The organism is Levilactobacillus zymae DSM 19395 (assembly GCF_001434115.1).
GTDB lineage: Bacteria > Bacillota > Bacilli > Lactobacillales > Lactobacillaceae > Levilactobacillus > Levilactobacillus zymae.
In genome coordinates, this window is record NZ_AZDW01000050.1 from 25,291 (window position 1) to 48,373 (window position 23,083).

Annotated in this window: 9 protein-coding genes and 2 pseudogenes; 9 read left to right on the forward strand and 2 right to left on the reverse strand. The window is 53.0% G+C overall.

Going from position 1 to position 23,083, the window contains the following annotated elements; translation table 11 throughout:
* The first annotated feature begins 27 nt into the window (after positions 1 to 27).
* Together FD38_RS10530 and FD38_RS10535 are read left to right on the forward strand one after the other, a co-directional pair.
* Positions 28 to 1,455, forward strand: coding sequence for a DHA2 family efflux MFS transporter permease subunit (locus tag FD38_RS10530; protein WP_057734005.1), 1,428 nt, complete (start codon positions 28 to 30; stop codon positions 1,453 to 1,455).
* 345 nt (positions 1,456 to 1,800) lie between these two features.
* Positions 1,801 to 2,067 (forward strand): helix-turn-helix domain-containing protein, encoded by a 267-nt coding sequence (locus FD38_RS10535; RefSeq protein WP_057734007.1) that lies wholly within the window; start codon positions 1,801 to 1,803, stop codon positions 2,065 to 2,067.
* Between the two features lie 67 nt (positions 2,068 to 2,134).
* Here FD38_RS10535 and FD38_RS10540 read toward each other — a convergent pair whose 3' ends face one another.
* A complete protein-coding gene (locus tag FD38_RS10540; protein WP_057734009.1) occupies positions 2,135 to 3,496 on the reverse strand; it encodes a hemolysin family protein in 1,362 nt (453 codons plus the stop codon).
* Between the two features lie 335 nt (positions 3,497 to 3,831).
* On the opposite strand from FD38_RS10540, the gene FD38_RS10545 reads away from it, so the two are divergent.
* The 5 genes from FD38_RS10545 (at position 3,832) to FD38_RS10565 (ending at position 11,536) form a co-directional block, all read left to right on the forward strand.
* Positions 3,832 to 4,203 carry a hypothetical protein gene (locus FD38_RS10545; protein WP_057734011.1) on the forward strand — a complete coding sequence of 124 codons (372 nt, stop codon included), beginning with the start codon at positions 3,832 to 3,834 and terminating at the stop codon, positions 4,201 to 4,203.
* 472 nt (positions 4,204 to 4,675) lie between these two features.
* On the forward strand, positions 4,676 to 5,764 hold the full coding sequence (locus FD38_RS10550; RefSeq protein WP_057734012.1) for a bifunctional glycosyltransferase family 2/GtrA family protein: 1,089 nt from the start codon (positions 4,676 to 4,678) through the stop codon (positions 5,762 to 5,764).
* Positions 5,754 to 7,745, forward strand: a complete 1,992-nt coding sequence (locus tag FD38_RS10555) for a glycosyltransferase family 2 protein (protein ID WP_057734014.1) — start codon at positions 5,754 to 5,756, stop codon at positions 7,743 to 7,745. Before FD38_RS10550 ends, FD38_RS10555 begins: the two co-directional genes overlap by 11 nt.
* Before the next feature lie 53 nt (positions 7,746 to 7,798).
* Entirely contained in the window at positions 7,799 to 9,634 is a 1,836-nt protein-coding gene (locus FD38_RS10560; RefSeq protein ID WP_057734015.1) for a glycosyltransferase family protein, read from the forward strand.
* Positions 9,635 to 9,682: 48 nt separating this feature from the next.
* Positions 9,683 to 11,536, forward strand: a complete 1,854-nt coding sequence (locus tag FD38_RS10565; RefSeq protein WP_057734017.1) for a glycosyltransferase family protein — start codon at positions 9,683 to 9,685, stop codon at positions 11,534 to 11,536.
* Between the two features lie 70 nt (positions 11,537 to 11,606).
* Here FD38_RS10565 and FD38_RS10570 read toward each other — a convergent pair whose 3' ends face one another.
* On the reverse strand, positions 11,607 to 12,545 hold the full coding sequence (locus FD38_RS10570) for a glycosyltransferase (protein WP_057734019.1): 939 nt from the start codon (positions 12,543 to 12,545) through the stop codon (positions 11,607 to 11,609).
* A gap of 815 nt (positions 12,546 to 13,360) precedes the next feature.
* Here FD38_RS10570 and FD38_RS13150 point away from each other — a divergent pair.
* Both FD38_RS13150 and FD38_RS10575 read left to right on the forward strand, forming a co-directional pair.
* Positions 13,361 to 13,516, forward strand: a pseudogene (locus tag FD38_RS13150) (KxYKxGKxW signal peptide domain-containing protein); the annotation flags it as partial.
* Positions 13,490 to 23,083: pseudogene (locus tag FD38_RS10575) on the forward strand (hypothetical protein); the annotation flags it as partial. The pseudogenes FD38_RS13150 and FD38_RS10575, both read left to right, overlap by 27 nt.

A 23,083-nucleotide genomic window follows, 5' to 3' on the forward strand; every position in this document is an offset into this window, starting at 1 on the left:
TGAAATGAAAGTGAGTGTGAAAAACCAATGGATACCGTACAAAATAACCAAGCAGTGAAAACCGCCCGGGTCCCAGTGGCCCATCCCATGCTAGCCATGATGGGTATGCTGATTGGGGGCTTCGTCGGGATGTTCAGTGAAACGTCACTGAACATTGCTTTGCCACAATTGATGGCGCAATTAAACGTCTCGACGGCGACGGTGCAATGGTTGGTCACCGGCTACATGCTGATGATTGGAATTGTGTTACCGTTATCGAGTTTAATTAGCAAATGGTTCACCACCCGGCAAGTCATTCTCTTTGCCCTGGTGGACTTCGCCGTGGGGGCCGCCATTTCGGCGTCGGCACCCGGCTTTGGCGTGTTACTCTTAGGCCGAATGATTCAAGGGATTGCCACCGGGTTGATCTTACCGCTGATGTTTACCGTCGCGATGCAGATCTTCCCACCCTATAAGTTAGGGGCCGCCATGGGGATGGTGGGGTTAGTCATCATGTTTGCCCCCGCCGTTGGGCCAACGCTGGCCGGCTTAGTCTTAGGGTTAGCGTCCTGGCGCTGGATCTTCTGGCTGTTTATTCCGTTTCTAGTGATTGCCTTTATCTTCGCGGTGACCTCGTTGAAAAACATCGCACCGGTCACCCGACCAAGAATCGACTTCCTGTCCATCCTCTTATCGATGGTGGGCTTTGGGAGCTTAGTCGTCGGGGTCAGCCTGGCCAGTGATCACGGTTGGGGTTCAGCCGCCGTTCTGGGTAGCCTGATCGTTGGGATTCTGGTTCTGGCTTGGTACACTCACCGGCAACTGACCATGGAACATCCCATCTTGAACCTGCGGGCCTTCGCCATTCCCGGTTTCCGGGTCGGCGCCAGCCTAGTGATGATCAACTTCGGGATTATCCTGTCCGCGATGTACCTGTTACCCATGTACATCCAAAAGGGACTGTTGGTCCCCGTTGCGTTGACCGGGATTATCATGTTCCCCGGTGGATTAATGAACGCCATCGTTTCCGCGGTTTCTGGTCGGTTGTATGACCAAATCGGAGCCCGGACGCCAGCCATGTTAGGGTTCATCATTTCGATGATTGGGGCCTTGATGTTGGCGTTGACCACCGCGCACAGTGCCGTGTGGTACGTGATCTTAGCCCACGTGATCTTGATGATCGGGGCACCGTTAGCGATGTCACCATCGCAAACGCACGGGTTGAACTCGTTGACCGGCCCAATCGCCGCCGACGGGAGTGCCATCATGAACACCTTACAACAGGTCGTTGGGGCCATCGCAACGGCGGTTGCCACCAGCCTGTTAGGGATTGGGCAAGCTGCTTACTTTGCGAGCGGCGCGCACCAAGCCGCTGGAGCCTTCACCAACGGGGCGCACTACGGCTTCTACTTCACGTTAGTCTTAGCCGTCGCCGGTTTCTTACTGGCCTTACGGTTACCTAAGCATGAGAAGTAAGCATTAACTTTAAAATGGGGCGGCATCACTCGGTTCAGCCGAGGGGTGCCGCCCTTTTTGGTCTGGTCAATGATGGCAGCGCATATGTTTTTATTTCAGTGAAGTGACAGTGAATAGCTATTCTAATCAGTAACTGAGCTTCAGGCCAGTTTCTAGTCTTTAAAACGACCTTATCTGAGAACTGAACTGGTTAAACCGATGTTACTGGTAATCCTAGCTAAATTAGTAACGGGGATAGGTCGTTAAACTGATGGATGAGTAAGTCGTCTAATTAACTTCTTAATCCGCCTGTTCAACAAGTAATAGTTCATGGTATACTCTGTGAAGAGTTAGGGGGAGTACAGCATGGACTTAGGACAACAGCTGCGGGTTACTCGTAAGCAACGGAATATGACCCAGGCTTATCTGGCTCAGCGACTGGGTGTCCAGCCGATGGTCATCGATAGGTGGGAGGGCGCCTTGTGTGATCCGACGCCCGACCAGCTAAAAGAGTTAGGGAGAATTTTAGACAGACCGTTCAATCTGGGCAATCAAGCTGACGCCGATCGGGGGATGGCGTCAGTGGGACATCGATTCTGGCCCTGGCGAGCGGTCGCCCGTTATCGTCGATAATTGGCGGTAACGAAAACACAAAAATAGCGACGATCAACTGGGGGTTGGTCGTCGCTATTTTAATGGTTTAGTGATTGTCGTCGGCGTCTAAGGTCGTTTGTTTCGGTTTAACGGGATTGACCGTGACTTCAAACCAGTTGATGAAGGAGTTTTCGTAATCCAACACCTTCAGGTCGAAGTTCTCTAGGTGAATCACGTCGTTGATCTTGACGTCGGGGTAATTATCGATAATGTAACCGGCTAACGTGACGGTATCGGTGGATTCAAAGTCCTTGATGTCCACGGCGAAGTACCGCTCGAAGTCGTAGGTGGTCATCTTCCCGTTGACCTGGAAGGTGCCATTCGGTTGCTTAAAGATGTACTGGTCGTTGGCATCGTCGATCTCATCGCGGACCGTTCCGAAGAGTTCCTCGTAAATGTCTTTGTCGGTGATGATCCCGGACGTCCCCCCGTATTCGTCGACCACGACCACGATTGGCGTCTGGTGCTTGATCATTTGTTGCAACACCTGCGTGATTGGGGTGGTTTCGGGCGTGGTGGTAATGTCGCGCAGCAACTTGTCGATCTTAATGGAAGAATCCACTTGTTGCTGGCGAATCAAGTCGTAATTATAGACATAGCCCAGGATTTTATCCTTATCGTTATCGGCCACGACGGGTAGGCGGCTGAACCGTTCCTGAAGGTACATGGTCAGGGCTTCCTTCACCGTGGCGGTGATGTCGATGACCGTTAATTGCGTCCGGTCAATCATGATGTCCTTAGCAACCTTGTCGTTTAACTCGAAGGCCCGTTGCATGTAAACCAAGTCGTTCTTTTCCAGTTCCCCACCTTCCACGGCACTACGGGAAAGGCTCAGAATTTCGGCTTGGGAGAAGACCTCGTCGCTTTCGTTGGCGACCTTTAAGCCCATCAACTTGACCACGCCGGTCGCACTGGTGTTTAGCAACCAGACGAACGGGTAGAAGATGACGTGGCAGTAATGCAGGGGCGTGACCACCAGCATCAAGACCTTCATTGGCATATCAATGGAAATGTTCTTCGGCACGATTTCGGTGAAGACCACTTCTAAGTACGTCAACAACAGTACCCCGATAATGGCACTGATCGTGTGCGCAGTCGGTCCCGTCACGTGCATGGGGGCGATTCCCGCCAACAGAATGTCGACGAAGAAGGTTTCCCCAATCCACCCAAGGATGATCCCGGCGAGCGAAACCCCCACTTGAGTCGTTGATAAATATTCATTTAAGTTCGTGACCATCTTCATGGCCCGGTTTAACTTAGTCGAAGGCTTGTCACGTTCGTCGATTTTTTCCTGTAGCGCACTGGGGCGCGTCTGGACCAAAGCGAATTCACAAGCCACAAAGAAAGCTGCAAAGAAGAAAGTAACTAAAATAATCACTAAATTCACAACTATCTGACCACTATCCACACATCATTCCTCATTTCAATTATTCTATCTTTCCATTATAACGCGTCTCCACGTCATTTTGTAGATATCAGATTGTTCCAAATTCTACGCCCTTGGGGCCCCGAACGCAACCGAACACGGTGATTATTCAAGGGATTGGCCAAATCGGTCATCATTAAGTCAGTGAAACCGCTTAACCGATTCGCAATTGGGACGAGGCAAGTGCCCCAGTGACTGGATGGTGCGAAGCATAAGTTATTGACCGGCTAATCTACCCAATAATGGAAGAGACTGCTTAACGTTTGCGGCAAAAAGGACTAGACTGAATTTAGAAACGTTAAAGGAGATTTTGGATTATGGCAGATACACCAAAGAAAGACAAAGCAGAAGAACCGAAAATTGACATTCCCGCAGAGGATGTTAAGAAAGCGGCTGCACTGATCTTAAAACCGGGGTATGTGACGAAACACGATCTACCAAAGATGGTAGAGTTGCCTTGGGCAACCGCATTAGCGGATGCAGTAACGCAGCACTTCTTAAACGATGACGACGATCACGATCCGTACGTCTACTTCGAACAATTCGACTACGCCGGCGGGGATATTGATTCCATCATCTTTAACATGGACGTCATCCCCACGCGGGATAAGGCCCTGGAACTCTTAGGTCAGGCAGTGGGTGAAAAGCTAGTCACGCCACCCGATCACGTAGAATCATTCAAAGGTTAAACTTAAAGTAATCTGAGGCGTCCTTGCGGGGACGTCTTTTTTGTTGCCTACAGAAAAATAGTCTAATCAAACAGTTCGTGAGTCGAGTGGTTTAAAGGCGACACGAGTTAGCAAATGCAAAAGTCGTTACAGAATCCAAAATGGTGTTGCACGTCATTCGACTAACGGCTAGACGAACGAGGGGGTAATCAGCTTAATAATGCATGTAGTCACATGCATTGAAGAGAACTGGACCTTTAAAAACTAGTTCATAGGGGGCCAATATTCAGACGCAACTGAAAGCGTTAAACCCGACAAAATTGATTAACCATTATGTCGATTGTGTCCCGAAATGGTTAGCATATTTACAGAGATGCGTTAATATGATAATTGAATAATCAAACATGCTTAAATTATATTAACGGGTGGCCACCGTTAAGGCTGAACTCGTGTGGACGGGTTAGTGAGACGCCATCAAGGATAGGGGAGGGCCATGCAAAACTTTGGAATCTTGATTCCGGCATTAGATCCGGACGAAAAGCTCATCGCATTGTTGCGGCAATTATTGGCAAGCCAACAGGCCATTACCAGTATCGTGGTCGTGGACGACGGGAGTGACGCCGCTCATCAGGCCATCTTTACGCAACTCCAACAGCTACCGGACGACCGGTTACACCTCTTACGCCACACCCATAACCAGGGGAAGGGTGCGGCCTTAAAGACCGGCTTTCGGTACTATCTCGACCACGCCCAAACGGCCCCGGTCGCGGGGATTGCGACCATGGACGCCGACGGGCAACACACCGTTGCCGCACTGGAAAAATGCCTGCGGCTAGCCACGGGGCGACCGCACGACTTGATCATCGGGGCGCGCCAATTCACCGGTGACATCCCGTGGCGGAGTCGTTTCGGGAATGTATTAACGGATAATTTAGTGCGGGTATTAACCCATCAAACCATCAGCGACACCCAGACGGGCCTGCGGGTGATTCCGTTAGACTACGTGCGGACGGCTCTCGACTTTCCCGGCGACCGGTTCGAATTTGAATTCGACATGCTACTAGAAGCCAAGAAGCACCACGTCACCATCAGTGAACAACCCATCCCCACTATCTACCTCGACGGTAACGCGTCGTCGCATTTTCGGGTGATCCGGGATTCACTGGCGATTTACGCGCGGTTCTTCAAGTTCGCCGCGAGCGGCCTGGTGTCGTTTATCATCGACATCGGCCTGTTTAGCGTCCTGATGTTACTATTGAATCAGAATCAATCGTTGCGGGCCATCATGGTGGCCACGGTCTTCGCCCGGGCGGTGTCATCGATTGTTAACTACCTGGTGAACCGCCACGTGGTGTTCGACAATGCCGGCGAGCAGACCCTACTTAAGTACGTGGCGCTACTGATCGTCCAAACGTTGGCCTCGGGTTATTTGACGCACGGGTTGACGTTGGTCTTGGGGACTGTCTGGCAGAGCGCGTTGGCCCCCACGGTCGCCAAGCTGGCGGGGGACTTCTGCCTCTTTCTGGTCAGTTACTATATTCAAAATAATTTGATTTTTAAGAGGCGATCCCATGTCGAATAAACGCCGCGCATTAAACATCTTAGCGGTCGTGTTATCCGTGATTTATCTGTTGTGGCGGGTCTTCTTTACGATTCCGTGGCACGCCCACCTGTTTACCCTGATTTTCGCCCTGTTGCTGGTCATCAGTGAAATCATCTCGAACTTCACCGGGTTCATGCTGATCTTCTTTCGGATGTTGGCGACGCGGCAGAAGCAGGACCTTCAGATTCCGGATTACGACCCGCAGCAGCCGTTACCGGACGTGGACCTGATCATCGTGACGCATAACGAAGACGTCGACTTACTCCGCAAGACCATCAACGCGGCGACCTACATCAAGTATCCCAATCGTCGCCAGGTCCACGTGGTGGTGGCCGACGATGGCAACCGGCCGGAAGTTCAGGCATTAGCGGCCTACTACCACATCCGCTACATCGGGATGGAGGGCAACAAGCAGGCCAAGGCGGGGAACATCAACCACGCCTTGGAACAGCTTAAGTCGCCATTATTCGTGATTTTCGATACCGATATGATCCCGTTTTCCGGCTTCCTGAACGACACGGTGCCGTTGTTTCAACAAAACTTTCAAGAATTAAAGGACGATCCGGACCACACGGAACCCCTGGGCTTCGTGCAAACGCCGCAGAGTTTCTATAACGCGGATATCTTCCAATTTAACCTGTTTTCCGAAAAAATCGTCCCTAACGAGCAGGACTTCTTTTCGCGGGACGTCAACGTCTTGAACGGGGGCAACAAGCGCGCCCTGTTCACCGGGTCTAACGCGGTCTTTTTGCGGGAAGCCGTCGATAAGGTCGGGGGCTTTCCCACCGATACCATCACCGAGGACTTCGAATTAGGGACCGAACTGAACATGGAAGGCTACATCAGTCTGGCGACCAAGGTGCCCCAATCCAGCGGGATCACCCCGATTGACCTAAAGGGGGTCATCAAGCAGCGGACGCGCTGGGCCCGTGGGGTCATTCAGAGTTGCCGTAACCTGCACATCTTCACGAACCCTAAGTTATCCTGGATGAACCGGTTGATCCTGATCAACACTTACTTCTACTGGTGGGCGTTTTTCCGGCGCATCGTGTACATCATTGCGCCGATTCTGTACGCGCTCTGGAAGATCCAGGTGGTCAACGCGAACTTCTGGATTCTGATGATCATCTGGGCGCCGGGCTACTTCCTGTTGCATTATGTGATGGGGGACACCTCGGGGCGCGGCGACCGGGAAGGCATGATTCGTAACGAGCGCTGGGGCGAGGTGCAAGAGACCTTCTTCGCGCCGTACCTGTTCATTCCCGTGATCCTCGAAACCATCGGCATTAAGGCCAAGAAGTTCAAGGTCACCTCGAAAAACGTGACCTTTTCGTTGAAAGACAAGCTATACATCATTCCGTACCTGGTGTTATGGCTGGTGACGTTGGTGGCCATCATCAAGTTTAATTACGGCAAATACGGGTCCGAAATCTTGGTCGGAAGTGTCATCACCTTCTGGCTCTTGATGCACTTTATCAATCTAAGCATGTGTCTGTTCATCGCGATGGGCCGGCACGTCTACCGTAAGAAGGAACGCTTCACCCGGAAGGTCCCGGGGAAGGTCAAGCTCGCTTCCGGGCAGGATTGGCACCCGCTGGTGACCAGTGACGTGTCCGAAGGTGGGATCGCCTTTACCTTTACGGATACCGGGAGCATGCCGCTCCAACAGGGCGATGAAGTAGAGATCCAGCTGAAACGCCGGCGAATCTGGATCACGCTGACGGGCAAAATCGCGCGGGTCGCGCACCGGGGCAAACAACCCATCTACAGTGCGCAGGTCAGCGTGGCCCCGGACCATAACCGGGACAATTATCTGCAATTGATCTACGACGGGGCTAACGAGACCTTGCCGCAGGTCCAAGACGCCTGGATTACTCCGTTCGACGAGTTGTACATGAACTTAGTCGTCCGGACGCAGGCGTACGAACGGCGGTTGAGTCACCGCTTCAACCGGGTTTAACTCGGCATAAATATCTAAGGGGTGCGTTGAACGCGCCTAAAGGGGAGCAAGCCATGACAGCGTGGATTGGTGGGTTAAGTTATCTACTAGGACTAATGGGCTACACCGGGTCGCTACGGCGGCTGGGGGTCAGCCCTTATTTGCGGTGGATCACGGCCATGCTGCTACAGATCTTGATTCTGTACGGGTTCGCCATGCTGGGGCAATTACGCCTGGGCATCTACCTGATCACCGGAGTCGGCATCGGGTTATGGGTCCTGTGGCAGATTTTGGGCCTGTTTCACCGGGGCAGTCTCCCGTTTGAAGGCCTGCACCTCTTTGACTTTTGGATGGTCGCGCTGGGTTGGGCCATGGCCGACGTCCTGGGCCACAGCCCGCTGGTGCATTACGACAACTTCTCGCACTGGGCCGTGATGGTCAAATTCATGGCCTTTACCGGTCACCTGCCGGGGGCGGGGGACCAATTGATCTCGTTTACCTCGTATCCCCCGGCCACGGCACTGTTCATCACCCAGTTCGTGACCTGGACCGGGTTCAGCGAAGGGTCCATGCTGGTGGCCCAGTTCGGCTTAATCTGGGCGGCGGCCTACGCGGTGTTTGCGGTGCTCCGGGACCGGACGCGGGCGCTGACCGCGATGATTTTGTGCCTGACGATCGCCGGGTCGTTCGTCTTCAACATCGCGATTCGGCTGAACAATCTGCTGGTCGACTACGTCTTACCGATTCTGGCGGTCGCCGCGTTGGCCGGTATCTTCGCCTACCGGACGCGTCCCTGGCTGTTGTGCGGGCACGTGGCGGTGTTCGTGGCGGCTTTATTGTTGGTGAAAAATTCGGCGACCTTTTTCGTGGTGGTCATCGCCGGTTATTTTCTGGTCACGTTACTCAAAACGGGTCGCACCGGCTGGTCGGTCCCCGGTAACCTCTTGCGAGCGGCCGGGACGTTGGCGCTGGGAAGCTTGCCGTTTTTAATTTGGCAGTGGCACGTGCACACCACGTTCCCGGTCTCCAAGCACGAAATCAGCGCGCAGGCCTACCACCAGCAATTAGCGGAGGAGGGCACCACCGGGCTGCTCAAAATCGCGCGGAAATTTGGGGAGCAACTCCTAAATCCGCAATCTCTGTCCACCCAGGGCATCCTGCTGATCAACGGATTGTTGATTGGCACGTGGCTGGCGTTGCGGCTCATCAAGGGCCGGCGCAACGGCCTGTTGAAAACGGCGATTGGGGTGGACCTGATGTTTGGCCTGTACGACGTCAGCCTGCTGGGGATGTACGGCTTGTCGATGCCCTACGCCGAAGCCATCTTATTGGACGGCTTCGAGCGGTACCGGGGCAGCGTGGTGATTCTGGGCCTCTACATCGGGGCGATGGTCGTGGTCCGCGAACTCGACGCGGCTTTTTATGAACAAAACTTTGAAAAACGGGATTCGCGGTCCTTTGCGACGATCATGTCGAAGAACGCGTACCAGCTGAGTACCCTGGTGGCCGGTTTTTTCGCCATCACCATGATGTACTCGGAGATTACGGGGACCAACTTCACCAACCGCATGGCACACAACACGCTACCGTTGCAGTTGCGGCGGTGTTCGCAGCCCTGGACGCGGCTCAATCACCGAAAAGTTTTGGTGGTCGACCCGCACGCCGTGGACGTCAACGACTATTACGCCGGATACGCCGCGCGGTACTACTATTTTACGGATAAAGCCGTGGGTCAAGAGGACTTCATGGTCACGCCCGCGGTGTTCAAGCAAACCGTGCAGGCCTACGATTACGTGGTGATTCCGGAATTTCACCGGACGTTTACGGTGCTGACCCAAAAGGTTTACCACCAACACGTGATCACGGGACTTTACCGGGTCACGCCGCAGCGATTGATTCGCGAACACTAGAACGGCGGGACACCGGAAATTGAACTGGGAAAAGGGGCAATTAACGTCGTGACGTGGTTAGGACTAATCTTTTATGGATTGGGTGTCTTAGGATATAACGCAACTTTTCGCCGCCTCGGGGTCAGTCCGTACCTGTCGTGGGTGACCGCCTTTTTAGCGCAGATTTTACTGTTGTACGGCTTTGCCATGCTGGACTGGCTGACGATCGGCATCTGGGCCGTCACCATCCTGGGCGTGGTCATGCTGGTAACCTGGGCGATTCTGGGCCGTTTCGGGCGGGGGGCCGTGCCCTTTGAAGGCCTGCACCTGTTCGACGGGTGGATGGTCGGCTTGGGCCTGGTCATGATCGACGTGCTGGGGCACAGTCCCTTGGTGCACTACGACAACTTCTCGCACTGGGCCGTGATGGTGAAATTCTTGACGTTTACCGGCCGTTTACCGGGCGCCCACGACACCATCATCTCGTTTACCTCCTACCCGCCAGCCACGGCGCTATTCATCACCCAATTCGTCCACTGGGTCGGCTTCAGTGAAGGGGCGATGCTGATTGCGCAGTTCCTGCTGATCTGGGCGGCCTCGTATTCGGTCTTTGCCGTCTTACGGGACCGGACGCGGGCCCTCACGTCCTTTCTACTCTGCCTGACCATTGCGGTGTCCTACGTTTTTAACATCAATATCCGGTTAAATAACCTGCTGGTCGATTACGTCCTCCCGATTCTGACTGTGGCTGGGCTGGTCGGCATCTACGTCTACCGTCAGCGCCCGGACCTGCAGTGCGCCCACGTGGCGTTGGTCGCGGCCAGCCTGTTACTGGTCAAAAATTCGGCAACCTTCTTCGTGGCCGTGATGGCCATTTATTTCTTGGCGATGCTGATCACCCAGCAGCGCCATAGTTGGTACCGCAATACGCTGACCGTCCTGGGTCGCTTCGGGGGCACGCTGCTGGTCGCAGCCCTGCCGTTTCTCTGGTGGACCTGGCACGTCAAGCACACCTTTAGCGAGTCGAAACACGAAATCAGTGCCCAGGCCTACAGTCACCAACTCAGTCACGAGGGCGGGGGCACCGTTTTAAAAATTGGTCACAAGTTCGTGGCCCAAATCTTTAGCGGTCAGTCGTTGTCCACGGAGGGCATCGTGCTGATCAACGTGTTACTAGTGGTCTGCTGGTTGCTGATTCGCTGGCGGGCCCACCAACGCAATCCGCTGCTCAAGACGCTCCTGGCCATCGACGTGATGGTGGTGCTGTACTACGGGAGCCTGTTCGGAATGTACGTGTTGTCGATGCCGTACGCCGAAGCTATCCAGCTCGATGGGTTCGAACGGTACATGGGCAGTACCGTGATCCTGGCGTTGTTTATCGGGGCGATGGTCCTGGTGCGCAGTATCGACTACGCCTTTTACGAGCAGAACTTTGAGAAACGGGATCTGCGGGCCTTTCGGTCGATTGTGACCAAGAACGCCTACCAATTAGGAAGTTTCTTGATGATCTTCTTTGCCATCATCATGATGTACTCGGAAATTAACGGGACCAAGTTCACCAACGAAATGAACCGCGGGACCTTGCCGCTGCAGCTGGCCCAAGTCTCGCGGCCCAGCACGGTGCTCAACCACGACCGCATCTTGTTGGTCGATCCGCACGCCGGGGACGTCGACAGCTACTACGCCGGCTTCCTGGCGAACTACTATTACTTCACCAATAAAGGGGTCGGGCAGGAAAACTTTATGGAATCACCGGCCCAATTCAAACAAAACGTGCAACGCTACCAATACATTGCCATTCCGGAGTACCACCATACCTTTACCGTGATGCTGCGCAAGACCTATCACCAAAACGTCCGCACGGGACTGTTCAAGGTGACGCCGGCGGGGCTGGAACGGGTCCGTGAGCGGAGTGGAGGTTAATCATCTCAGACATCAAAAAACAGGAAGGAAATTCTCCAGCGAGAAGTTCCTTCCTGTTTTTGTGTGGTTACTAGGGCAGTTTGTTGCCGTCTTCATCTAGGTAGGCGTTGTCCAACCGACTTTTGGTGTTGTAGTGCAACCGCTGGCTCTGGTCGAGGTAGTATTGGCGCACCAGCATCTCGTAGTGCCAGAAATCCCGTTCGAATTGATCGTAGCTGGCAAGATGTTGCCACGGCCGCGACCGCAGGAGGTAGCCGACGAAGTGCCGAATCTTGATGTTTTTCCGGGCCTGTTCGAAGTCGGCAAAGGTCTCCGGGTAGCGCCGCTTGGCCCAGAACAACCAAGAGTCGTCCTTTTGGTAATTGTAGTTGAGCCCCAGGAAGGCCATTTCGTTAACGGCTAACCGGTTAATGACCGTCTGATCGGGGTACTTGTAGTGGGTCTCGCTCAGCATCTTCGAGATGGCTTCCGGGCGAATCATCTGGTTGTACCGGGGAACGTTGAATAAGATGACCCCGGAGTTGATGTACTTTTGCGTATCCTTTAGCTCGGGGGCGTCAATGTGCATGAACCAGGCGCGCTGACTATAGTAGAAGAAGTCCGGTACACCGGCTAAGACCTTGTCGTCCGGACAGAGGTCGAACATGGGCAGGACGTCGGTGTAAACCAGGGTATCGTTATCGAGGTAGAGTAGCCGGTCGTACTGGGGAAACATGTTCGGCGCGTATAGTCGCCAATTGACGACCATGGGGAACTTCTCGCTCTGGTAATTCTTGATCTGGTCGAGTTCGGCAGGGGGCGTGAAGAAAAAGATGTTGACCTGCGGCTTGTGGAAACGCTGGGGCAGGGAACGAATCAATTCAATATCGGAATTAAAAATATCAGCACCAATGACCAACACATCCAACGGTTCGGGACTCTGATAATGATCCAAAACGGATGCGAGTGAAATTGAGGTCAATAGCACATCGACACGGCTGACCGTGTAGAGCAGAGCGTGTTTGGCCATGGGGTGACGCCTCCTAAAGACAGTGTGGCCGCAAAAAATTACGGTAAGTTTTGCTTTTAATTGTAGGAGGCAATGAATAGTGTGTCAACCAGTGAACGGTAGCCATCCCAAATAAAGTGAATGACGAACGGTTGAGAGCGTTCGTGGCTTGACCGAACCAGGGGTGAGGATTGGCCGGTTTGGAGTCCGCTGACGTTGTTGCGTTCGGGCTAATAGGCGTGAGCAGGTTGGTCCCGTTAGCCAAAAGGGAGTGGTTGGTTAAACGGCGTCCCGGTCGCAGTTCCCGTCCGGAAATTGGCTGCGGGAACTGTTGAAAAAATGTGGTTAGCCGAGTTGAAATTTAACGGTTGTTATTTTAGCGAACGAACGGCAAAAAAATTTTAAAAAAAGATACTGAATTGATTAACGGTCGCGGCTTTAAATTGGTCTAATTGTTTCGATAATAGTTTTAAATGAAAACAACTGAACTACAATTAATGGTGAAAATGGGGATGACCCTAAATGGTCGAACCAGATGTCAAGAGTACCAACTGAAAGCGCTGTTTTAGAAGTGATTTACGCTATTGAAAAAGATGAAATCAGAAGGATTTGTAGGAATAACGTTTTAGCCTATACGCTGGTTTGTTAGACAAGTAACCTAACACTAGGCTAATGGCCTATTTGGGTACTATCCAGTTGACAGAGTTTATGACGTAAACTTTGTCTAAATAAAATTATCCACATCAAAAAATTGTGGTAGTATAAAGGAGATTATAAAGGGATAAGTGAATTTGAATTTGGTGTTAGATATTGATTTCGTGTAATGGGGTGATTTTATGAAAGGACTGGATCCGAAACGTTCGTCGGAGCTCTTTCGTTCTAATAGTAAAAAACATTTTAAGATGTACAAGGCAGGGACTAAATGGCTGGTAGCGGGAATTTCCACGTTAGCAGGTCTTTTAGGTATGGGCAGCATTACCAGCTCTGCCAAAGCAGATACGACCAAGGCGAGTGCGGCCAAAACGGTTGATACGGAAGAGGTCAGCGCTACCAAGACCACGGGGACTATTCCGGCGACGTCTCAGGTCTCTAGCCAGGTAACCAGCACGACGACGGCTAATACGAGTACCAGCACAAACGAGACGTCGACGACCAGTACGGCCCAGACGTCGACTACGGACGCGGCGAGTGCGACGACCAGCACCGCGGCGAATAGTGATACGACTAATTCCACCAGTACCGCAACAGATCAGAAGACGGCCACCGCTAGCGTCAGCACGAACGAGACGTCAACGACCAGTACGGCCCAGACGTCCACCACGCCAGCGGCCAGCACCAGTACCACCACCTCAACGACTTCCACGAAAGACGAAACTAGCGTCGCCGCTTCAACCAGTACGGCGAAGACTAGCACCAATGACTTAACCTCGAATGCAACCGCTAGCACAACCCAAACTTCCGGCAGCACATCGATGACGACGGAAGCGTCGGCCAGTGCATCGGCTACGGCGAGTGCCTCCAATAGTGCCAACTTAGCAACGTTACTAGCTAACACGGTTTTAACGCAGGCTAACCAGAACAAGGTTGCGATGATGGCGGAAGCCTTCTCGTTGACCGAAGAGGAAACGTTGAGCCTGGTCAATACTTTATCCACGCCTAAAGTGTATGGTGATGAAAATTCCTACAATAAAGGGATTGCGGACGCCACCACTGATATCAATAATTTGATTTCAAGCATTACTATTACGACCGCCTCTTTGGCAAACAATATTAATGTTTGGAACGTTCTTAACCCTTACGCAAAATATCTGAGCGGGATTGGGGCCCACGTTGAACAACTGTCTAACTTGTTCACGGACTATGACACGGATAGTTCGTTACAGGCAAGCACAGGCCAGGCGGCACCAACCTGGACGAGCGACGCTTACCAAGCGAAGGATGCGGGTAATGCAACGTTTCAATATGCTACCACAACCAAAGATTTATTGGGATTTAGTCACACATCTACGAGTACGGTACAAACGAAAGACTACAACCAAGGATACTCTGATTACGCCCGGGACTTCGTGGAAGGTATTTATACCTGGCTAGATGGGGTTGCGGCGCAGGCGAAAAAACCAGCCACGGCGAACAGTTTGTTGGACACACAAACATATAATCCAAGCGCACTCTCTGGTGATGACTCCGCTGGTAGTTCCGGTTCAGCAACGGGTAACGCGCTTGGCACTATTGTTAATCAGGCCGTTAAGGGGGAAAAATACGCTCCGGATGTTCTAAGCTTTTCGAATATCACCGGTAATATTGCGAACTCGAGTATTAGCAGCGCGACCAATGCTCTTAATCTGTACATCGAATTAGTGGCACCTAATTTGATTAACGGGATTGCTAAGCAGGCGTTGTCCGATGTTCGGTCCATCGGTGGGACCTTGGACGACGGTGATTACACGCCACAGAAGCTAACGCAGGCAGTGGCACTGAACACGGCGACGCAATCGATGTTGGCGGGATTTGGAATGAGCTCCTTAGTGGGGACCAGTCTGTTCCAACACATCTACGAAGCGCTGGCTGACAACGCTAAAGCGGCGATTGAAAACAGCTGGGCCATCGGGGAAGCTGCGGCCTTAAAGGGCTTTTTGCAGGATGATGGTCAGATCTATGATGGTGCTTCAGAGTCGCCATATGCCTCAATGACTAATTATTCGGAGACCAACCCTGGGAATATTCTGACTGCTTCAGGAACTTTGTCTAAAATTGCCGAGGCCGCAGGGTATGCCTGGACGCAAAAGGTTATTGGGAACGTAATGACCATTGCCAACGTTGACGCGTTGGGTGGTACCGAAAAGACCAATATTACTGAAATCATCAACCAATTGGTCACGAACGGCAAACTCACCACGGACGAAGCCAACCAAGTACTGAACCGAAATTCAGCGACCGGGGAGACCAATGAGAATTCAACCGGGGTTGCCCACGTCTTCGATGCCAATAACTCGGCACTGGATTATGTCCGAAACGGGAGCGGTGCTCAAGAAGTTATTGAACAACTCTATAACGTCGAATATAAGGCCGCCAAGGCCGCTTTGACCGATTACGGTCTCTATCCGAACATGACGGATGATGAATTGGCCGCTAATCAGGCTAAGTACACCTACGACAACCCAGCTTACGCCAACTTAGCGACCAAGCATGATCCGTTGACGGTCGGGGTCTACACCCAGCTCATGCACGCTCTGTGGATAAACGATGCCTCCTACCGTGGGATGATGTACGCGGATAACTTGGTTCACGCTACGGCAACGGGGAACGCGGAGACTGGGGTCGGGACTAACCCAGCAAACATTGTCGCTGCGGTGTCCACGACGACGGGGAAGACCATCGCTCCCGAGGATGCCGGGACGTTAACGGTCGATAACGCGGTCTTAACGAGCGTTAGTGGCCGATCACCGCGGACCTATGCGACGAACATTCTGGGGTCATCCGCTTATGGTCAGTTGCCTGATTTCGTGCGGTCTAAAAATACGACTCTCTACAAGTCCAACACACCGGATAACATGGCAACTGAGGCTCAAGAGAAGGCCATGGGGGCCTACATGAACCAGTACGTGACTGAGGCTTTTGATCAGGCATACGCGGAAGAACTGGCGCTGGCAACGCGAGCCTTTAATGACGGGAAGGCGTTGGCTGAACAACAGTATGAAGAATCCACGAATGGTCAGATCCCTGATGTAACGGCTGCTGGCTCCTACAATGGCCACAGTGCAACGGATGATGCCACCGGGGTCGCGTACGTGAGCCAAGCTAACTACCCCAACCGGAATTTGGGTAACGTTTGGGGTAATATCTATCCGGGTCGTCTTCTGAAGGACGGGTATAACCTTAATTTGGTGACGGTGGCAGTCGCCACCGCCATGGATCCAACTGCCGATCAAACGGAATACAACAACACGTCGATGGCCAACTATAAGACAACTACCGTGAATACCTTATCCGGAAAGTCGGTGACCATCACGGCGCCAGTGGCGGACAGTGGCTGGAGTGTCAGTTCGGCTAACCCACTGACGTTGGATAATGTGACGGCCGATGCCGCAACCGCCAAGACCACCGCTGAAACTGCGATTGAGAATTCACCTGACAAGGCCCTGAAAGGAAATACGTCCGGGCTAGTCGCAACTTTTGAGTACACACAAATTGCCGGGTTTAATGATATTCCTCTAGCTGATGCGACGATGTCTTACAACACCCAAGATGCTAGTTCGCAATTGCCAGATTCACAGGTCATCTATCCTTCTTGGAACACTGGAGTTGGGGCTGAAGGAACAGAAGGAGCCCAAGCCTACACGATTTCGAAGAGCGATTTAACGGTCGACAACGATGGCGCGAAGGTCGGGCAATACGCTTACCACTTAACCACCGAGGGTGCCCAAAAGCTCCTCAACTTTATCACGGAGAAATTGCTGGAAGGCCAACCGACCGCGGTCACAGGACTGGAAACGCCAACGGTGGCTGCTTTGATGGCCATGACGGGAACTATCAATATTACCCAAACGACCGATCCAAACTACTTACCAACCATTAATGCCCACAACATCACAACATATACGGACAATCCGGTCCGTGTCATTTCGTTTGTGGATAGTGCAACGTCGGCTGACGGCAAGACGGATCTGACCGGTAAGGTCGTTGCTAATACCTTAAACGTTGATTGGAATACGGTAGGGTATTACCCGGTTACCTTGACCTTGACGGACCCAACCAGTAACCAAACGGTCACTAAGACGGTCTACGCCATCGTGGTCACGCCGGAAGCTTCGACCTCGGCCATCGCGTCACAGTCGGAAGCCTCGACCAGTGCGGAAACTAGTGCATCGGAAGCGGCCTCGACCAGTACCATTAAGAGTCAATCACTCAGTGGCTCGGCTTCTAGTGCCAGCGAAAGCGACACCTCAATTAGTGAGGCGTCACTGAGCTTATCGCAGGAAGTTTCAGCTAGTGAGAACTCACTGAGTGAAGTCAGTGCCAGCGTCTCGGCTAGTGCAACCAGTACCAGTGAACAATCGAAATCCGACGACAGTACCTTAGTCTCGGCCTCCGCTTCGGAAGCCAGCATGAGTCAGCGGAACAGTGAGGACCAGAGTCAGCTCTCCGTTCAGTCTCAATCCGCGGCATCGTTATCGGAACAAAGTCAACGGTCAGTCGCCAGCCAGAATTCTGAAATTTCTGAATCCCTGGCCAGCGTCAGTGAAGCGCAGACCTCTGACGATAGTATTTCGGCTTCACTGAAGAGTCTCAGCGAAGCGTCCGAATCGCAGGCTAGTCAGAACTCCGAACAGAGTCAGAGTCAGGATTCCGCTAAGGCTTCAGCTTCGGCTTCCCAGTCACAATCCGCTGCTAGCGCGGCGTCCCAGAGTGTGGCAACGTCTGAATCTATTCAGAAGTCGCTGTCCGTTGAGGATTCGCGGTCAGTTTCGACTAGCGTGTCGTTGTCGCAATCCGTTTCGATTGCGTCGCAGAGTATCGCTAACTCTGAATCTGAATCTGCTTCTAATGCCAGTCAAAGTAACGCCATTTCCTCGACTTCGGCCATTGTCTCGGCAGTTACTTCGCGGAACACCAGCCTGAGTCTGGCTTCGCAGTCTCAAGAGAGTGAAGCCTCTGATATCTCGGCTTCGATGATTAGTCAGAGTCTGATGTCTGAATCCGTTGACCAGTCTGAACTTTCCAAGTCGTTGACTTCGGTCAGTGAAGCTTCAGCGTCCTTTGATTCGGAGGCCTCGGCTGCTTCGATGTCTGAAAACAGTCTCGTTAGTGCTTCCAATTCGTTGGCGAGTCAATCGTTAGCGACGTCCTTGTCGACGATCTCAGCTTCCATGGCCAGTCAATCACAGGACATCTCTATCTCCGATGCCAGTGTCAGTGCGGCCTCCGTCTCGACGTCGATCGAGCAGTCTGAGGCAGCAAATTCGGAAGCCAGCATCAGTGATCGGTTGGTCTCCGACAGCGCGTCTGAATCGGCAATCATCTCCGCCGAAAACAGTATCGCGAGTGCCTCGAATTCGTTGAGTCAGATGGTCGATTCCTTGGCCAGTGCTTCGGATAGTGCCACCGCCTCGGCGAGTGATTCTGCCAAGACGTCGGCCAGCCAATCGACTTCGATTCTGGAGAGTCAAGTGGCCAGCCAATCGGCTAAGGTTTCCGCTGTCGCTTCGGCTAGCGTTTCAGCGAGTCAGTCTGCCAGCGTTTCGACGTTTAACAGTCAAAGCGAATCGGCCGACCAATCATTAAGCGTGGTTTCGACTGAAATCTCCGATAGTGACGCCAGTCTGAGTCAACGCTCCGTTGACGATGGCAGTATCCAAGCCTCGTTATCCGAATCAACGGCCAGCTTGAGTGCCCGGAACAGTGCCGACGAGAGTGTCTACTCGGTCGCTTCACAATCGTTAGGAAGTCTCTCTAACCTGAGTGTAAGCAACACCAGTGCCTCCGAAGCGAGTCAATCCGCTGAGATCTCCAAGTCGCTACAAAGTTTGAGCGATGAAGGATCGGAACCGGATGACAGCACGAAAGCGTCGTTGACCAGCTTAAGTCAACAATCCTTGTCCGAATCCGAAGCCTTATCGACTTGGTCCGAACAAAGTAACAGTATTTCTATCGCCAACTCTGAAGCCAGTGCAGCGTCTGCTTCGACGGCCTCACAATTGGACGCCTCGCAGAGTGCCGCAGCTTCGCAATCCGAAGTTTCGGCTAGTGCCGCGGCCAGCCAGTCGGCTAGCGTTTCGGCCGACCGGAGTACGGCTTCCGCATCTGATGCGAGTCTGCAATCCGTTCAAACCAGCGTCGAAACTAGTTTGAGTAGTCTGCAGGCCAGCACCTCGAAGGATGCCTCGAAGGTCGCCTCGTTGAGTAACATGCTCACGTCGAACTCGAACAGTCGGCAGATTTCGATGATTACCAGTCTCGAGAATAGTCTGAGTGACACGTCGCAAGTCGTTGCCAGTGAATCGGCAATCATTTCGCAGAGTGCCGCCAGCCTGAGCGAGGCTTCCACGTCACAATTATCACAATCATTAAACAGTATCAGTGAACTTTCCAAGTCCACCTCTGAGATGGTCTCTGAAATTTCTGGTTCCGAAGCCAGTGTCAGTGACCAAGCAAACTCCGGTAGTGTTTCGACGTCAATCACGTCTCAGTCGGAAGCCAGCATGAGTGCAGCTTCGGCTAGCGCTTCTGATTCGATGAAGTCGTTGAGTCAGTTGTCAGCGAGTGAATCAGCCGATGCCTCAACCAGTGTTGTCAGTCAGAGTGCCTCTGCCTCGGCGGATGAATCAATGAGCGTTGCAAGTCAATCGGCCTCTGAATCCGCGGACACCTCAATGAGTGTTGTCAGCCAGAGCGCTTCTGCCTCGGCTAAGGCTTCCGCCGTCGTTTCGGCTAGCCAGTCCGCCAGCACGTCGACGTTTAATCGTCAAAGTGAATCAGCCGACAAGTCATTAAGCGTAGTTTCGACTGAAATTTCCGAAAGTGATGCTAGTCTGAGTCAACGCTCTACGGCCGACGCCAGCGTTCAAGCATCGTTGTCCGAATCAACGGCTAGCTTGAGTGCGCGGAACAGCGCCGATGAAAGCGTCTTGTCGGTGGCTTCACAATCGTTGGGGAGCCTCTCTAACCTGAGTGTAAGCAATGTCAGTGCTTCCGAAGCCAGTCAATCCGCAGAAGTTTCTAAGTCGCTACAAAGTTTGAGTGACGAAGGATCCGAACCGGATGCCAGCACGCAAGAATCGTTGACCAGTTTGAGTCAACAATCCTTGTCCGAATCTGAAGCCGTATCGACTTGGTCCGAACAAAGTAACAGTATTTCCATCGCCAACTCCGAAGCTAGTGCTACGTCTGCTTCCGAAGCCTCGCAACTGGATGCTTCGCAGAGTGCCGCGGCTTCGCAATCCGAAGTTTCGGCTAGTGAAGCGGCCAGCCAGTCGGCTAGCGTTTCGGCCGACCGGAGCCAAGCTTCGGCCTCCGATGCCAGCCTGCAATCCGTTCAAACCAGCGCCGAAACGAGTTTGAGCAATGCCCAAACCAGCGCTTCGGCCGACGCTTCGACGGCAGCTTCCGTTAGTGCCAGCGCCACTTCGAACTCGGATGCCAGTGAAATGTCTGCAATCACTAGTGCCCAAGCTAGTCTGAGTGACACGTCGCAGGCCATCGCCAGTGATTCGGCATTAGTTTCGCAAAGTGCCGCCAGTCTGAGCGAGGCCTCTACGTCGCAATTATCACAATCATTAACCAGCATCAGTGAATTGTCCAAGTCCACCACGAGCCTGGTTTCCGAAGTTTCCGGTTCCGAAGCCAGTGTCAGCGACCAAGCAGCCTCCGGTAGCGTTTCGACGTCGATCACGTCTCAGTCGGAAGCCAGCATGAGTGCGGCTTCTGCCAGCGCCTCGGATTCGATGAAGTCGTTGAGTCAACAATCGGCCAGTGACTCGGCCGACGCCTCGATGAGTGTTGTCAGCCAGAGTGCTTCTGAATCGGCGGACACTTCCATGAGTGTCGCGAGTCAATCGGCCTCTGCCTCGGCTAAGGCTTCCGCAGTTGTTTCGGCCAGCCAGTCCGCAAGCACGTCGACGTTTAACAGCCAAAGTGAATCAGCTGACAAATCGTTGAGTACGGCCTCGGCAACGACTTCTGCAAGTGATGCTAGCTTGAGTGAACAGTCAACGTCTGTTGCCAGCCAGGTTGCGGAACAATCCGCTTCTGAAGCGAGCTTAAGTGCCCGGACTAGTGCCAACGAAAGTGTCATGTCGGTGGCTTCACAATCCTTGGGTAGTTTATCCAACCTGAGTGTAAGCAACGCCAGTGCTTCCGAAGCCAGTCAATCCGCTGAAATTTCCAAGTCGTTGCAAAGTCTGAGCAACGAAGGATCCGAACCGGATGCTAGCACGGTTGCCTCGCTGACTAGTCTGAGTCAACAATCGCTGTCCGAATCTGAAGCCTTGTCGACTTGGTCCGAACAAAGTAACAGTATTTCCGTTGCGAACTCCGAAGCTAGCGCTACGTCTGCTTCCGAAGCTTCACAATCGGATGCTTCACAGAGTGCTGCGGCTTCCCAATCCGAAGTTTCGGCCAGTGAAGCGGCCAGCCAGTCGGCTAGCGTTTCGGCCGACCAGAGTCAGGCTTCCGCATCTGACGCCAGCCTACAATCCGTTCAAACCAGCGCCGAAACCAGTTTGAGTAACGCCCAAACCAGTGCGTCGGCCGACGCTTCGACGGCGGCTTCCATTAGTGCCAGTGCCACCTCGAACTCGAACGATAGTGAACTTTCTGAAATCACCAGTGCGCAAGCCAGCTTGAGTGAGACGTCGCAAGCCATTGCCAGTGATTCGGCATTAGTTTCACAATCGGCCGCTAGTCTGAGCGACGCGTCAACGTCACAAATGTCACAATCATTGGTCAGCCTCAGCGAGCAATCCGAGTCAATGGCCAGCTTAACGTCGGAAACTTCTCAAGCTAGTGCCAGTCTGAGTGACCGGTCCACATCCGATGAAGCCTCGACGTCAACGGTTTCTCAGTCGGAAGCCAGCATGAGTGTGGCTTCGGCCAGCGCCTCGGCTTCGACGAAATCGTTGAGTCAGCTGTCGGCGAGTGAATCGGCCGACGCCTCGATGAGTTTTGTCAGTCAGAGTGCTTCTGAATCGGCGGACACTTCCATGAGCGTCGCGAGTCAATCAGCCTCTGCTTCAGCTAAGGCTTCCGCCGTCGTTTCGGCCAGCCAGTCCGCAAGCACGTCGACGTTTAACCGTCAAAGTGAATCGGCTGATAAGTCATTAAGCGTGGTTTCGACTGAAATTTCCCAAAGCGATGCGAGTCTGAGTCAACGCTCCGTTGACGACGCCAGTGTTCAGGCTTCGTTGTCCGAATCAACGGCCAGTCTGAGTGCACGGAACAGCGCCGACGAAAGCGTCTTGTCGGTGGCTTCGCAATCCTTGGGTAGCTTATCCAACTTGAGCGTAAGCAACACCAGCCTGTCTGAAGCGAGTCAATCCGCCGAAGTTTCCAAGTCACTGCAAAGCTTGAGTGACGAAGGCTCCGAACCGGATGCTAGCACGGTTGCATCGTTGACCAGCTTAAGTCAACAATCCTTGTCCGAATCCGAAGCCTTGTCGACTTGGTCCGAACAGAGTAACAGCATCTCCGTTGCCAACTCCGAAGCTAGTGCCACTTCTGCTTCGGAAGCCTCGCAACTGGATGCTTCGCAAAGTGCTGCGGCTTCGCAATCCGAAGTCTCAGCTAGTGAAGCGGCGAGTCAGTCCGCTAGTGTTTCGGCCGACCAGAGCCAAGCTTCCGCATCTGATGCCAGCCTGCAATCCGTTCAAACCAGCGCCGAAACGAGTTTGAGTAACGCCCAAACCAGCGCTTCGGCCGACGCTTCGACGGTGGCTTCCGTCAGTGCCAGTGCCACTTCAAACTCGAACGACAGTGAAACGTCAGCAATCACTAGTGCCCAGGCTAGTCTGAGTGACACGTCGCAAGCAATTGCGAGTGATTCTGCGTTAGTTTCACAGTCAGCC

Excerpts from the sequence above, each read along its gene's own strand:
- FD38_RS10550 (WP_057734012.1), top strand. The coding sequence starts at position 4,676 with ATGCAAAACTTTGGAATCTTGATTCCGGCATTAGATCCGGACGAAAAG.
- FD38_RS10560 (WP_057734015.1), top strand. The coding sequence starts at position 7,799 with ATGACAGCGTGGATTGGTGGGTTAAGTTATCTACTAGGACTAATGGGC.
- FD38_RS10530 (WP_057734005.1), top strand. The coding sequence starts at position 28 with ATGGATACCGTACAAAATAACCAAGCAGTGAAAACCGCCCGGGTCCCA.
- FD38_RS10535 (WP_057734007.1), top strand. The coding sequence starts at position 1,801 with ATGGACTTAGGACAACAGCTGCGGGTTACTCGTAAGCAACGGAATATG.
- FD38_RS10545 (WP_057734011.1), top strand. The coding sequence starts at position 3,832 with ATGGCAGATACACCAAAGAAAGACAAAGCAGAAGAACCGAAAATTGAC.
- FD38_RS10570 (WP_057734019.1), bottom strand. The coding sequence starts at position 12,545 with ATGGCCAAACACGCTCTGCTCTACACGGTCAGCCGTGTCGATGTGCTA.
- FD38_RS10555 (WP_057734014.1), top strand. The coding sequence starts at position 5,754 with ATGTCGAATAAACGCCGCGCATTAAACATCTTAGCGGTCGTGTTATCC.